The sequence below is a fragment of the Mesorhizobium sp. M1409 genome (assembly GCF_040317535.1).
Lineage (GTDB): Bacteria > Pseudomonadota > Alphaproteobacteria > Rhizobiales > Rhizobiaceae > Mesorhizobium.
Window position 1 is genome coordinate 149,060 of sequence record NZ_JAMYKV010000001.1, and the last position, 12,962, is coordinate 162,021.

12 protein-coding genes and 1 tRNA gene are annotated in these 12,962 nt (G+C 63.4%); 2 read left to right on the top strand and 11 right to left on the bottom strand.

From position 1 onward, the window contains the following. The 9 genes from NKG99_RS00755 to NKG99_RS00795 form a co-directional block, all read right to left on the bottom strand. On the bottom strand, nt 1–1,116 hold the full coding sequence (locus tag NKG99_RS00755) for an ABC transporter ATP-binding protein (protein WP_352863249.1): 1,116 nt from the start codon (nt 1,114–1,116) through the stop codon (nt 1–3). A 4-nt stretch (nt 1,117–1,120) separates the two neighbouring features. Beyond that, a complete protein-coding gene (locus NKG99_RS00760) occupies nt 1,121–2,065 on the bottom strand; it encodes a carbohydrate ABC transporter permease (RefSeq protein WP_352863250.1) in 945 nt (314 codons plus the stop codon). Further along, nucleotides 2,062–3,018, bottom strand: a complete 957-nt coding sequence (locus NKG99_RS00765) for a carbohydrate ABC transporter permease (RefSeq protein WP_352863252.1) — start codon at nt 3,016–3,018, stop codon at nt 2,062–2,064. The genes NKG99_RS00760 and NKG99_RS00765 overlap by 4 nt, the downstream gene beginning before the upstream one ends. 89 nt (nt 3,019–3,107) lie before the next feature. Beyond that, the gene (locus NKG99_RS00770; protein WP_352863254.1) at nt 3,108–4,361 is read right to left on the bottom strand and encodes an ABC transporter substrate-binding protein; all 1,254 of its coding nucleotides are present in this window, start codon (nt 4,359–4,361) and stop codon (nt 3,108–3,110) included. A 58-nt stretch (nt 4,362–4,419) separates the two neighbouring features. Next, a complete protein-coding gene (locus tag NKG99_RS00775) occupies nt 4,420–5,931 on the bottom strand; it encodes an aldehyde dehydrogenase family protein (RefSeq protein ID WP_352863255.1) in 1,512 nt (503 codons plus the stop codon). A 9-nt stretch (nt 5,932–5,940) separates the two neighbouring features. Then, nucleotides 5,941–6,717, bottom strand: coding sequence for an enoyl-CoA hydratase/isomerase family protein (locus NKG99_RS00780; RefSeq protein ID WP_352863257.1), 777 nt, complete (start codon nt 6,715–6,717; stop codon nt 5,941–5,943). Continuing rightward, nucleotides 6,710–8,311 carry an acyl CoA:acetate/3-ketoacid CoA transferase gene (locus NKG99_RS00785; protein ID WP_352863259.1) on the bottom strand — a complete coding sequence of 534 codons (1,602 nt, stop codon included), beginning with the start codon at nt 8,309–8,311 and terminating at the stop codon, nt 6,710–6,712. Before NKG99_RS00785 ends, NKG99_RS00780 begins: the two co-directional genes overlap by 8 nt. Next, a complete protein-coding gene (locus NKG99_RS00790; RefSeq protein ID WP_352863260.1) occupies nt 8,308–9,324 on the bottom strand; it encodes a Gfo/Idh/MocA family protein in 1,017 nt (338 codons plus the stop codon). Before NKG99_RS00790 ends, NKG99_RS00785 begins: the two co-directional genes overlap by 4 nt. Beyond that, a complete protein-coding gene (locus NKG99_RS00795; RefSeq protein ID WP_352863261.1) occupies nt 9,321–10,379 on the bottom strand; it encodes a LacI family DNA-binding transcriptional regulator in 1,059 nt (352 codons plus the stop codon). The genes NKG99_RS00790 and NKG99_RS00795 overlap by 4 nt, the downstream gene beginning before the upstream one ends. Before the next feature lie 241 nt (nt 10,380–10,620). Here NKG99_RS00795 and NKG99_RS00800 point away from each other — a divergent pair, with 241 nt between their 5' ends. Continuing rightward, nucleotides 10,621–11,775, top strand: a complete 1,155-nt coding sequence (locus tag NKG99_RS00800; RefSeq protein ID WP_352863262.1) for a dihydrodipicolinate synthase family protein — start codon at nt 10,621–10,623, stop codon at nt 11,773–11,775. Between the two features lie 227 nt (nt 11,776–12,002). Next, on the top strand, nt 12,003–12,212 hold the full coding sequence (locus tag NKG99_RS00805) for a hypothetical protein (protein WP_352863263.1): 210 nt from the start codon (nt 12,003–12,005) through the stop codon (nt 12,210–12,212). A 155-nt stretch (nt 12,213–12,367) separates the two neighbouring features. Here the strand turns inward: NKG99_RS00805 and NKG99_RS00810 are convergent. Together NKG99_RS00810 and cpdR are read right to left on the bottom strand one after the other, a co-directional pair. Beyond that, nucleotides 12,368–12,442 (bottom strand) — tRNA-Val (locus tag NKG99_RS00810). Between the two features lie 116 nt (nt 12,443–12,558). After that, the gene (gene cpdR / locus NKG99_RS00815; protein ID WP_010911372.1) at nt 12,559–12,921 is read right to left on the bottom strand and encodes a cell cycle two-component system response regulator CpdR; all 363 of its coding nucleotides are present in this window, start codon (nt 12,919–12,921) and stop codon (nt 12,559–12,561) included. Between the last annotated feature and the right edge of the window lie 41 nt (nt 12,922–12,962).

Sequence of the window (12,962 nt, forward strand, 5' to 3'; positions counted from 1 at the left end):
TCAGCGAATGCGGCTCTCGGTCGCCGGATCGAAGAACACAGCCTTTGTCAGGTTGAAGGCGAGCGGCGTGTTGGTGCCCGGCTGGATGTTGGCGTCGGCACGCAGCCGCGCCACCACGCCCTTGCCTCCGAGATTGGTGACGGCGAAGGTGTCGGAGCCTGCCGGTTCGATGACCTCGATGTGACAGTCGGCGGTGGCGATGTTCGACGCATTGCGCTCGGCGCCTTCCGGGTCGGTCAGCGCTTCAGGGCGGACGCCGAAGATGATCGGCTTGCCCTGGAATGCCGACAGGCCCGCCGGTGCATTGGCCATCGGCAGGTTGATCGGCTCGCGCGCCTCGCGCTGGAGCACGACGGACAGCGCGTTGCCGTTGGTGCCGATGGTCGCCGGGATCAGGTTCATCGCCGGCGAGCCCATGAAATCTGCGACGAAGAGATTGGTCGGGTTGTTGTAGATTTCGGCTGGAGTGCCGAACTGCTGTACCTCGCCGTCGCGCATGACGGCGATCTTGGTCGCCAGCGTCATCGCCTCGATCTGGTCGTGGGTGACGTAGACGATGGTGGTGCCGGTGGTGGCGTGCAGGCGCTTGATCTCGATGCGCATGTCGACGCGCAGCTTGGCGTCGAGGTTGGACAAAGGTTCATCGAACAGGAACAGTTTGGGGTCGCGCACCAGGGCCCGGCCCATTGCGACTCGCTGGCGCTGGCCGCCCGAAAGTTGGCTCGGCTTGCGCTGCAGCAGGTGACCGATCTGCAGCACCTTGGCCACCTTGTCGATCGCCTTCTGGCGCTCCACCGCCGGCACGCCGCGCATCTCCATGCCAAAGGAGATGTTTCCCGCCACCGTCATGTTCGGGTAGAGCGCGTAGCTCTGGAACACCATGGCAATGTCGCGCTTGGAGGGATGCAGATCGTTGATCTGGCGGCCGTCGACGCGGATTTCGCCCGACGTGATCGTCTCCAGCCCGGCGATGGTGTTGAGCAAAGTGGATTTTCCGCAGCCGGACGGGCCGACCAGCACCAGGAAGCCGCCTTTCTCGAGCTCGACATCGATCCCTTTCAGAATCTCGACCTGGCCGAAGCGCTTTCTCAGACCATCAATTTCCAGAAAAGCCATCAGATTATCCTTTGACGGCGCCAGCCATGAGACCGCGCACGAAGTAGCGGCCGGCGAGCACATAGACGAGAAGGGTGGGCAGAGCCGCGATCATCGCGGCGGCCATGTTGACGTTGTATTCGACGACGCCGGTCGAGGTGTTGACGACGTTGTTGAGCGCCACCGTCATCGGCATCGAGTCGCCGGTGCCGGCGTAAGCCGAGGCGAACAGGAAGTCGTTCCAGATGTTGGTGAACTGGTAGATCACCGTGACGACGAAGATCGGCATCGAATTTGGCAGCATGATGCGACGGAAGATCTGGAAGAACGAAGCGCCGTCCACCTGTGCCGCCTTGACCAGTTCGGTCGGGAACGCCTCGTAGTAATTGCGGAAGAACAGCGTGGTGAAGCCGATGCCGTAGACGACGTGGACGAAGACGAGGTTGACCGTCGGGTTACCGAGGCCGAAGCTCGTGCCGACCGAATTCCGCAGCATGACGCCGAAGCGGCCGAGGCTGCCCAGGATGGTTGCCATCGGCAACAGCACCGACTGGAACGGAATGAAGCAGGCGAACAGCATCAGTCCGAACACCAGCGTCGCGCCACGGAAGCGCCATTTGGTCAGCACGTAACCGTTGAGGGCGCCGAGCATCGTCGAGATCAGCACGGCCGGAACCACCATCTTGATGGAGTTCCAGAAATAGCCCTTGATGCCGGCGCAGGTGAGGCCGACGCAGGTCTCCCCCCAGGCCTTGAGCCATGGATCGAAGGTCGGCGCCTGGGGCAATGCCAGCATGTTGCCGTTCTGAATCTCGTCCATGGTCTTGAACGAGGTGACCAGCATGACGAACAGCGGCATCAGGTAGAACAGCGCAAACAGCGCCAGCAGTCCGTAAATGACGATGCGGTTGACGATCTTGACGTTGACGACGCCTGAAGCCTGACGGGCGGGAGTGGTGACGGCGCTCATCGCGGCTTCTCCCTGAGTTCCGAATAGAGATAGGGCACGATGATGGCGACGATGGTCATCAGCATGATCACGGCACTGGCCGAGCCGACGGCCATTTCGTTGCGCTTGAACGTGTACTCGTACATGAAATTGGAGGGCAGCCAGGCCGAGCCGCCCGGTCCGCCGCTGGTCAGAGCCACGACCAGATCGTAGGATTTGATGGCGAGGTGTGCGAGGACGATGAAGGCCGACAGGAAGATCGGCCGCAGCAGCGGAATGACGATACGGCGGTAGAGCTGGAAGGTGGTGGCGCCATCGATCTGCGCCGCCTTCATGATCTCGCCGTCGATGCCGCGCAGGCCTGCCAGGAACATCGCCATGATGAAGCCGGAGGCCTGCCAGACGCCGGCGATGACCACCGTGTAGATGACGAAATCCTTGTTCTTGATCCAGTCGAAATGGAAGCTCGTCCAGCCCCACTGATGCAAGGTCTGCTCGAGGCCGAGGCCGGGGTCGAGGAACCATTTCCAGGCAACGCCGGTGACGATGAAGGACAGCGCCATCGGGTAGAGATAGATCGGCCTCAGCACGCCTTCGCCGCGGATCTTCTGATCGAGCAGGATGGCCAGGAACAGGCCGAGCGCCAGGCAGATGAAGATGTAGAGAAAGCCGAAGATGCCCATGTTGGTGATCGACGTGTACCAGCTCGATGGCGGGTCGGTGTCGAAGGTCCAGCCCCACAGCCGCTGATAGGCGCGCGGGCCGGTGATGACATAGGATGGGAAGGTCTTGGAATTGGTGAAGGACAGATAGATCGTCCACAGGATGAAGCCGTAGACGAAGACGATGGTGATGGCGAAGCTCGGCGCCAACACGATCTTAGGCAGCGCATCCTGCAGGCGCGAGCGCACCGAGGCGCGCGGGCGCGCGTGCTCCGGCGTCAGCTTGATCTGGCTTGTCGCTACCGTGCTCATGAGGCTCCTCCCGTCGACACGCGGCCATCCAGCTTCGCGGATCGGAGCCTTCCCCGCCGGAACGGGGAAGGCGTTTTTGTGTGTGGCGCTTACTTGGCGTCGTCGATGGCCTTGACCAGTTCGGTCACGGCCTCGTCCGAGGTCTTGATCTGACCATGGACGAACTTGGAGACGACATCCTTGTAGGCATTGGCGACCGCCGGAGGCGCGCCATAGCCCTGGGCCAGCGAACCGAACAGCGTGCCGCCCTCGTTGGCTGCCTTCAGGTCAGCGATGCCCTTCTTGCCGCAAGCGTCGAAGTCGGTGTCCGGAACGTCGGTACGAGCCGGAACCGAACCCTTGACAACGTTGAAGGCCGACTGGAAGCTCTTCGACAGGGTGGCTGTGGCCAATGCGATCTGGGCGGCCTTGCGGTCGTCCGGAACGTTGAACATGCCGAACATATCGGAGTTGTAGACCACCGAGCCTTCGGTGCCCGGGAAGCGATAGCACAGGAAGTCCGTGCCCGGCGTTTTCTTGGCGGCGTTAAACTCGCCCTTGGCCCAGTCGCCCATGACCTGCACAAGGGCATCGCCCTTGATGACCATGGCGGTGGCAAGGTTCCAGTCACGGCCCGAGAAGTTCGGGTCGACATAGGTGACGAGCTTGGCCAGGTTGTCGAACGACTTCTTCATCGTGTCGGACTTCAGGGACTCGTCATCGAGGTCGTTGAAGGCCTTCTTGTAGAACTCAGGTCCGCCGGTCGACAGCACGACCGAGTCGAACATGGTGGCTTCCTGCCAGTTCTGGCCGCCGAGGGCGAGCGGGATCACGCCTGCCGCCTTGGCCTTGTCGAGCAGGGCAACGAAGTCGTCGAAGGTCTTCGGCTCGGTGCCGCCGATCTTGTCCATGACGGCCTTGTTGATCCACAGCCAGTTGACCGAGTGGACGTTGACCGGAGCCGCGACCCACTTGCCTTCATAGACCGAGAACTTCTGCAGGGCGGCCGGAACGGACTTGTCCCAGCCTTCCTTCTTCGCCGTCTCGGTCAGGTCGCCCATGACGCCGGCGGCCGCATAGTCGAGCACTGTGTAGCCGAGCATCTGCGAGGCGGTCGGGTAATTGCCGGCCGCGACCATCGCCTTCAGCGCGGTCATGGCAGCGTCACCGCCACCGCCGGCCACCGGCACGTCCTTCCAGGCGTAACCTTCCTTGGCCAGGTCACCCTTGAGCACGTTGAGAGCAGCCGCTTCGCCGCCCGACGTCCACCAATGCAGCATCTGGACTTCCTTGACGTCCTCGGCATGAGCCGCGAAAGCCAGACCCGATGCGAGAGCCGTTCCGATAAGCAGTTTGCGCAACATGTACTTCCTCCCTTGTTGCATTACACGACCGGTGGAAGCCCACCGGGTTCTTCTCAACTCAGCCGACCCACCATCCGGTGCGTTGGCCGCGATGAAACTGGATTGTCTTTTCCTCGGTATAATCCTCAACGGCGCGTTTGCCGAGTTCGCGTCCGAGACCGGACTGCTTGTAGCCTCCGAAAGGCAGCTCGGGATAACCTTCCATGAATGTGTTCACCCAAACGGTCCCCGAACGCACCCCACGCGCCACCGACATGCAAGTGTCGATGCTGGCGCTCCACACGCCCGCCGACAAACCATAGGGCGTGTTGTTGGCGATGTGCAACGCCTTTTCAATCGATTCAAAAGTCAGCACCGAGAGCACCGGTCCGAACACTTCCTCGCGCGCTATGGCCATATCCTCGGTGACGCCGCGGATGATGGTGGGATCGAGGTATTGGCCGGCATTGGAGGCCAACTGCTTGCCACCGCTGTAGACGCTGCTGCCTTCGTTGGCAGCTGCCGCGACGTAATCCGCCACCTTGGCCAAGTGGTCGGATGAGATCATTGCGCCGACCTTGGTCTGGTCGTCGAGCGGATCGCCGACCGTCACCCTGGCCGTGAGCGCCTTGACGGCGCTGAGAAAATCGTCGGCGATCGCCTCGTGCACGATCAGCCGGCTGCCGGCATTGCAGCATTCGCCGGCGTTGAAGAAGCCGCCGAACACCGCCGCGTCGGCGGCCGCATCGAGGTCGGCGTCGGGGAAGACGATCTGGCCGTTCTTGCCGCCGAGCTCCATCGAAACTTTCTTCAGCGACTGTGCGGCCGAGGCCATCGTCATCTTGCCTACGCGGGTGGAGCCGGTGAACGACACCATCTCGACCAGGGGATGGCTGACCATCGGCGCACCGACATCAGCGCCGAGGCCGGCGAGAATGTTGACTGCGCCGGCGGGCAGGCCGGCCTGCATCAGGATATCGCCGAGCACGAAGGTCGAGGCCGAGGTCATCTCACTCGGCTTGACCATCGCCGTGCAGCCGGCGGCGAGCGCGAAGGGCAGCTTCTGGCTGACGATCAGGAAGGGGAAATTCCACGGTGTGATGATCGAGACAACGCCGATCGGTTCACGCAGCACGACACCCAGCATGGCATCGCCGAGATTGGCGTAGGATTCGCCGTGCAGCGTGCGGGCGAGCGATGCGGCATAGCGCCAGATGTCGACGGCGCCGCCGATCTCGCCGCGCGCCTGGGCGATCGGCTTGCCCGATTCCAGCGCGTCGAGCCGGGCGATCTCTTCCAGCCGCGCCTCGATCAGGTCGGCCGCCTTGAGCAGGATCGCGGCACGTTCGGCCGCTTTCATGCGCGGCCACGGGCCGGTTTCGAACGCCTTGTGAGCAGCCTGCACCGCGGCTTCCACTTCGCCCTCGCCGGCTTGTGCATAGTGCGAGACGGTGAAGCCGTGGCCGGGGCTATTGCGAGCAATCGTGCGGCCGTCGCGGGCATCGATATGCTTGCCGTCGATCAGCAGCCTGTAGGCTTTCGGCGCCGCGGACGCCTCGGCCGGCATGGAAATCTTGAGGGGTGCGTTCATGTGTTTCCTCTAGGATCTCGAAAAGGCCGGCTTCTGCTTGGTCTTGAAAGCACCGACGCCGGCCTTGAGATCGCCCGTCATGGCGATTAAGCCACTGGCCAGCGCTTCAGTGGCGGCGGCACTTTCCTCGCCTTCGGCGACAGCGATCATCAATTTGGCGGCTTCCGTCGCCAGCGGACCGCGCTCGGCGATCTTTTCGGCCCATGCCTTGGCTTCGTCGTGCGCCTCGCCGGTCTCGACCACCCGGTCGACCACACCCAGGGCCAGTGCTTCAGGGGCGAGAAAGATCTCGCCGCCCAGTGCCATGCGGCGCACCGTCTGCGCACCGAAGCGGCGCACGGCGCGCTGCGTGCCGGACCAGCCGGGAACAACGCCGATCGAGGTTTCGGGAAAGCCCAATTTCACATGTGTTTCCGCGACGCGGAAATCACAAGCCACAGCCAGTTCCAGCCCGCCGCCCAGCGCATGGCCGGACAGAACGGCGATGGTCGGTTGCCTGAGCCGCGCCAGCCTGTCGAAGACGCGATGGCCATAGCGCACCCATTGCACCTGGAAATCGGCGGCACTCATCCGCGCCCAGGCCTCGACATCGCCGCCGGCGCAAAAGCCCTTGCCTTCGCCGCGCAGCAACACGACGCGTACGCCTTCCGCCATCTCGGCCGCGTCGAGCGCCGTCTCCAGCGCCCGCAGCATCGGGATGTCGAGCGCGTTGAATTTCTCCGGCCGGCGCAGCGTGACGATGCCGATGGCACCACCCTGCTCGAAGGTGACGAGACGCTCAGCCATGCGCGCCTCCGAGCGAGGCGGCGCCATTCAGCGACAGGCCCATCGGCTGGTCCAGGTAGAGCGCGCTCGGTGTCGTCTTGAGGTCCTTGGTAATGCCTAGCGGAAATTCGGCCTGCGCCAGCACATCGCGCTGCAGATCGATGCCGGGTGCGAGTTCGGTTACCACCAGCCCGTCCGGCGTCAGCTTCATCACGCAGCGCTCGGTGACGTAGGTGATGTCCTGTCCCTGCGCGACCGCGCGCTTGCCCGAGAACGAGATGTGCTCGACCTCCGCGACCACCTTCTTGACCTTGCCCTCCGCGTCGATGCGGATGCCGCCATCGGCCAGTGACAGCTTGGCCCCGGCATTGAAGAAACCGGAGAAGACGATCTTCTTCGCCCGTGCGGTGATGTCGACAAAGCCGCCGGCACCGGCGGTGACGTGCGGCCTTGCCGAAAGCTTCGAGACGTTGACCGAGCCGTGGCGGTCGATCTGCAGGAAGGACAGCAGCGAGGCATCGAAGCCGCCGGCCTGGAAGTAGATGAACTGGTGCGGCGAGGGCATGAAGGCGTCGGCGTTCGATGAGCAGCCGAATTTGAAGTCGAGCAGCGGCACGCCGCCGACCGCGCCCTGTTCGATCACCCAGGTGACCTTGCCGTGCTGGCCTTCCTCGAGAAGGATGCGCGGCACATTGGCGGAGATGCCGAAGCCGATGTTGACGGCCATGCCGTCGCGCAGCTCCATGGCGACGCGGCGCGCGATCACCTTCTGGACGTTCATCTCGGCATTGCGGAAGCTCGACAGCGGCCGGAAGATTTCACCCGAGATGGCCGGGTCGTAGGGCGTCAGCGTCGTCTGCAACTGGTCGGGCGCGACGACGATATGGTCGACCAGCACGCCGGGAACGCGCACATCATGAGGCTTCAGTGTGCCGTTTTCGACGACGCGCTTGACCTGAGCAATGACGACGCCGCCATTGTTGCGGGCGGCGAGCGCCTGTTCGAGGCCGCCGAGATAGGCGCCCTCGTGCTCGTACGTGAGGTTGCCGCGCTCGTCGGCCGTGGTGGCGCGGATGATCGAGACATCAGGCACGATCGAGCGGAAATAGAGCCATTCCTCGCCATCGAACTGCTGCACCGAAACGATCGGCTCGCTGGCGGCGGCGTTCATGGCGCACCCCTGGTGTCGGGGGTCGGCGAAGGTATCGAGACCGACCTTGGTCAGCACGCCCGGCCGCTTGGCGGCGGCTTCGCGGTGCATATCGAATAGGATGCCGGACGGCACGTTGTAGGCGGCGACCGAATTGTCGCCGATCATCTTCCAGATCTGCGGCGGCTCGGAAGAGGAGGGGCCGGACGGATAGGAGCCGCACAAAGTGCGCTTCAGCAGGCCGGGTTTGGCAAGATGGTCGATACCCCTAATGCCATACATGTCGCCGGCGGCGATAGGATGCAGTGTGGTGATGTTCTTTGGATGGCCTTCCCCATCGAAGCGCTCGCCGATGGCGGCCAGCACGGCGTCCGGGCAGCCGAGGCCGCTGGATGAGGACACGGACACGACCATGCCATCCTTGATCAGGCCGGCGGCTTCAGCTGCGGAAACGACCTTGCTCAATTCATGCTCCCGAGTTTCGGGTCGATCTTGACGGACTTGCCGGAACTGGCAGATTGCAGCGCTGCTTCGGCAGCGGTCAGCGACCAAATGCCGTCCTCGCCGGTGGCGGAGGGCTGACCCTCGCCACGGATCGCGGTGTGGAACTGGCGCACGGAGCGCGCATAAAGATCCTCGCGGTCGAAGCTCAATTCCTCTTCGCCTGCCGCGGTGCGAAGCATCACCGAGCCGACCGGCCTCTGTGTCATCACATTGCCGGCAATCAGCGAGCCTTCCGAGCCATGCACCTCGAAGCCGGTGCCGGCGAACTTGGTGGTGAAGCCCTCATGCGACTGGGCAATGACGCCCGATTTGAAGCGCCAGATGCACATGGCGCCATCTTCCAGCCCGTTGCCGGCCATGCCGGCCGACTGGGTGAAAGCAGACACCTCGACCGGGTCGTCGCCGAGCACGAAACGCAGCGTGTCGGCGTCATGCACGGTGATATCGAGCACCACACCGCCGCCTGCCTCGGGCTTGGCAATGCGCCAGCCCTGCAGGCTTTCGGGCAAATAGACGGAATGGAAGACACGCGCGGCGATCGGCTTGCCGATGCGGCCGGCGGCGATCGCCTCGCGCATGGCGCGATGCGCGCCGGCGTTCCGCAGATGATGGTTGGTGCCGAGTACGACGCCGGCGGCCCTGGCGGCAGCGACCATCGTGCGCGCACCGGCACTGCTCAGCGCCAGTGGCTTTTCGCACAGAACGTGCTTTCCCGCCTTGATCGCGGCGAGCGCCTGCTCGAGGTGCAATTCGTTGGTGGTCGAGATGTAGACGGCGTCGATGTCGGCGCCGAGCAGGGCATCGAGCGTCGAGACGGCAAGCGGAATGTTGTTTTCCCCGGCATAGGCGGTGGCGCGCTCGGGGCTGGAACTCATCACCGCCGCGATCTCGCCGTCGCCTTGCGCACGGATGGCGTTGATCATGAACTGTCTGGCGATCGTGCTGGCGCCGATCAACCCCCATCTGACGCTCATGCCGCGTCCCCCGAACCCGCGGGCCTGTTTCGGGCGCGGCGATCCGGGCCGCAGCTTTCCCTGACCACGAGATTGACCGCGCCGATATGATCCTCGGCCCGCGTGGTGCGCGACTGGATCATTTTCAGCATGACATGGGCGGCACGTTCGCCGAGGCCCGCCGAGTCCACCGCGACGCTGGTCAGAGCCGGCATGTAATGCTCGGCCTCGGCCACGTCGTCGAAGCCGACGATGGCGAAATCAGCGCCCGGCTCAAGCCCACGCTTGCGCAGCGCCAGCATGGCGCCAAAGGCGACGGCGTCGTTGAAGCAGAGTGCCGCGGTCGGCGGTTCAGCCATCATGAGAGCGGTCTCCAGGCACGCGATACCACCTCTGCGGCTGGTCTCGCCTTCGACGACAAGCGCGTCACCGGCGGCAATGCCCTGCGTCTCGCAGGCTTCGCGAAATCCGCCAAGCCGCTCGTGATAGACCACCATATCGGACGAGCCGCCGAAGAAGACCAGCCGGCGATGTCCCTTGCCGATCAGATGAGCGGTGGCGAGATAGGCACCGCGATGATTGTCGGGCGCGATCACGGGGATGCGGCTTTCCGGTAGCCGGCGCATGGCGAAGACCACCGGCAGGCCCGCCGTCTCGATCCTGCGGAAGGCGCCCGGCGTCGTGCCGCGCGCCGGCGACACGATGAGGCCGGCGACACCTTGCTCCATCAGCGACTTCAGCACTTCTTCCTGGCGCACCGGATTTTCCGCCGTGTTGGCGATGAATGGCACGATGCCGGCCGACTGAAAGACGCGTTCCATGCCGACCGCCAGTTCCGCGAAGAAAGGATTGGTGAGATCGTTGATGACCATGCCGATGACATTGGAGTGAGCCTTGCGCAGATTGGCGGCGCCGCGGTTGTAGACGTAGCCGACATCCTCGATCGCCTTGCGCACCTTGCTTGCGGTCTCAGGCCGGATCAGCCCGCTGCCCTGGAGCACGAGCGATACCGTCGATTTGGACACGCCCGCTTCGCGGGCGATGTCGAATATCGTCGCCTTGGCCCGGCTGGCCATTCAGATGCACCCTTCCGATTTGATGGTCAAATCTATTGGAACGTTCTAATCATCGCGTCGATCCCGAGTCAATCCGGATTTTTCAATGGTGCTGAATGATCGACTGTATGCGCTCAAACGGCATGTGTTATAAGGCTTTCTGTGTTGCAATGCAGCATTCGCCTGTGAATGAACCCTGAATCTCAAAGCTTCTTGATTTATTGGAACGTTCCATTTAATAGGCGCGGGAAAGGAGAGATCGATGGACATTTCCTTGCCTGGTGAGGATGGCCGCAGTACCCGCTACGCGCTTGCCGGCCAGCCGGTGCAGCCTGTGATCGGCGCGCGGTTTTCCCGCATCGCCTATGCCGCCGCGCATGTCGTTGCCGATCCGCTTGCGATGACCGATCCGTGGTCCAGGCCGGTGGTCGACTGGGACAGGACGATGGCGTTCCGGCGCCATCTGTGGCGGCTCGGCTTCCGCATCGCCGAGGCGATGGACACGTCGCAGCGCGGCATGGGCTTCGACTGGACAAACGCGCAGGAATTGATCCGCCGCTCGATCGCCGAGGCGCGTACCATCGATGGCGCCGACCTGGCCTCGGGCGCCGGCACCGATCATCTGGCGCCGGCCGCTGCCAGGACGCTCGATGACGTGATCACCGCCTATGAGCAGCAGTTCGCTTTCATCGAAGGACTTGGCGGCAAGGCGATCATGATGGCCAGCCGGGCGCTCGCGGCGACGGCCAAGGGCCCGGATGACTATGCGCGTGTTTACGACCGCATCCTGTCCCAGGCATCCGGCAAGGCCATCCTGCACTGGCTGGGCGACATGTTCGATCCGGCGCTCAAGGGCTATTGGGGCAGCAGCGATTTCGAGGCCGCGCTCGACACAGTCGTCGCCATCATCGAACGCCACGCCGACAAGGTGGCAGGGATAAAAATCTCGCTGCTCGATGCCGGCAAGGAGGTCGCGCTCAGGAACCGCCTGCCGGAGGGCGTCGTCATGTTCACCGGTGACGACTTCAACTACCCCGAACTGATCGCCGGCGACGAGCAAAGGCATTCGCATGCGCTGCTCGGTATCTTCGACGCCATCGCGCCCGTCGCCAATGCAGCACTGGCGAAACTGGCGGAGGGGAACCGCGCCGGCTATGACGCATTGATGGCGCCGACCGTGCCGCTGTCGCGAAAGATCTTCGAGGCGCCGACCGAATATTACAAGGCCGGCATCGTCTTCATGGCCTGGCTGAACGGCCATCAGGACCATTTTGCGATGGTCGGCGGCATGCAGTCGGCGCGCGGCATCCGTCACTATGCCGATGTCTTCCGCCTTGCCGACCAAGCCGGATTGCTGGCCGCTCCGGACCTGGCGGTTGCCAGGATGAAAAGTCTTTGCGCCGTCGCGGGTGTCTAGGTCCGCGACGAGGCCCTCGAAGTAGCCGGTCGTGCGGGACTTGCTGTCACGCGAACGCCGCGCCTGCTTCAAACAATAGCTCCGGGGCATGGAGGTCTCGTGAGGCCCTTCGTCGCCATGCGGCACAAAATGATCTTCGCCGGCATGCGCAATTCTCTTTGAACAAATTTCTCCCGAGGCGCGACCAAGCGATGTGTCCAAACATGGTCCATCAAGGAGAATGTCTCATGTTTACTGTTTCGAGAAACGTCCTTTTGGCCGCCATCGCCGTTTCGGTGCTGGCCGGCTGCAAGACAACCAGTCCCAGGGAATGCGACAGGCAGAAGCCTGGCGTAACCTACAACGGCAAATGCTGCGGCACCGGCGAGCCTTGCCGCGAAGGCAAGGGCGGCACGCCGGACAGGCCGGGAAATACACCCGATCCAGAGCCGCAATGATCTGATCGCCCGCAGCCCGTTCCGGTTGGCGCCGGGACGGGCGCGTTGCGCTCGAAAAGCCCGCCAACGTCCAGTTTCCCTTGGGGCGAACGAAATCGTCCAGCTCTGGCGAGCCGGCCAGGGTGCCGCTTTAAGATCTGACTGTCTGGATTGGATGGTGGGCGTGACAGGGATTGAACCTGTGACCCCTGCAATGTCAATGCAGTGCTCTCCCGCTGAGCTACACGCCCATCCGAAGCCGCGCATACACCATTTTTGATCCAGCGCGTCAATAGCAGGAAAAAGGAAAGAAGGCGTCGTCTCGCCGCAGTGGCGAAGAGGTGCGGCGCCTCGCTTGGAAAGCGGCTCAGGCCGCGTGCAGCATCTTCTCGACCTCGTTGACGAGGTCGCGCAGGTGGAACGGCTTCGACAGCACCTTGGCGTCTTTCGGTGCCTTGGAATCCGGGTTCAGCGCAACGGCGGCGAAACCGGTGATGAACATGACTTTCAAATCAGGATCTATCTCGGTGGCGCGGCGTGCCAGCTCGATGCCATCCATCTCCGGCATGACGATGTCGGTCAGCAGCAGCGAGAACGGCTCCTCGCGCAGCCGCTCATAGGCGCTGGCGCCATTGTCGAAATCGCTAACCTGGTAACCCGCGCGCTCAAGCGCCTTGACGAGGAACCGACGCATATCGTCGTCGTCTTCCGCCAGAAGAATGCGTGCCATGATATCCCGTCCGAATCACCCGCCCGAGGTTGCCGTTGGGC

Coding starts and splice junctions, on each gene's coding strand:
- NKG99_RS00775 (WP_352863255.1), bottom strand. CDS start 5,931: ATGAACGCACCCCTCAAGATTTCCATGCCGGCCGAGGCGTCCGCGGCG.
- NKG99_RS00765 (WP_352863252.1), bottom strand. CDS start 3,018: ATGAGCACGGTAGCGACAAGCCAGATCAAGCTGACGCCGGAGCACGCG.
- NKG99_RS00800 (WP_352863262.1), top strand. CDS start 10,621: ATGGACATTTCCTTGCCTGGTGAGGATGGCCGCAGTACCCGCTACGCG.
- NKG99_RS00755 (WP_352863249.1), bottom strand. CDS start 1,116: ATGGCTTTTCTGGAAATTGATGGTCTGAGAAAGCGCTTCGGCCAGGTC.
- NKG99_RS00770 (WP_352863254.1), bottom strand. CDS start 4,361: ATGTTGCGCAAACTGCTTATCGGAACGGCTCTCGCATCGGGTCTGGCT.
- cpdR (WP_010911372.1), bottom strand. CDS start 12,921: ATGGCACGCATTCTTCTGGCGGAAGACGACGACGATATGCGTCGGTTC.
- NKG99_RS00795 (WP_352863261.1), bottom strand. CDS start 10,379: ATGGCCAGCCGGGCCAAGGCGACGATATTCGACATCGCCCGCGAAGCG.
- NKG99_RS00780 (WP_352863257.1), bottom strand. CDS start 6,717: ATGGCTGAGCGTCTCGTCACCTTCGAGCAGGGTGGTGCCATCGGCATC.
- NKG99_RS00790 (WP_352863260.1), bottom strand. CDS start 9,324: ATGAGCGTCAGATGGGGGTTGATCGGCGCCAGCACGATCGCCAGACAG.
- NKG99_RS00760 (WP_352863250.1), bottom strand. CDS start 2,065: ATGAGCGCCGTCACCACTCCCGCCCGTCAGGCTTCAGGCGTCGTCAAC.
- NKG99_RS00805 (WP_352863263.1), top strand. CDS start 12,003: ATGTTTACTGTTTCGAGAAACGTCCTTTTGGCCGCCATCGCCGTTTCG.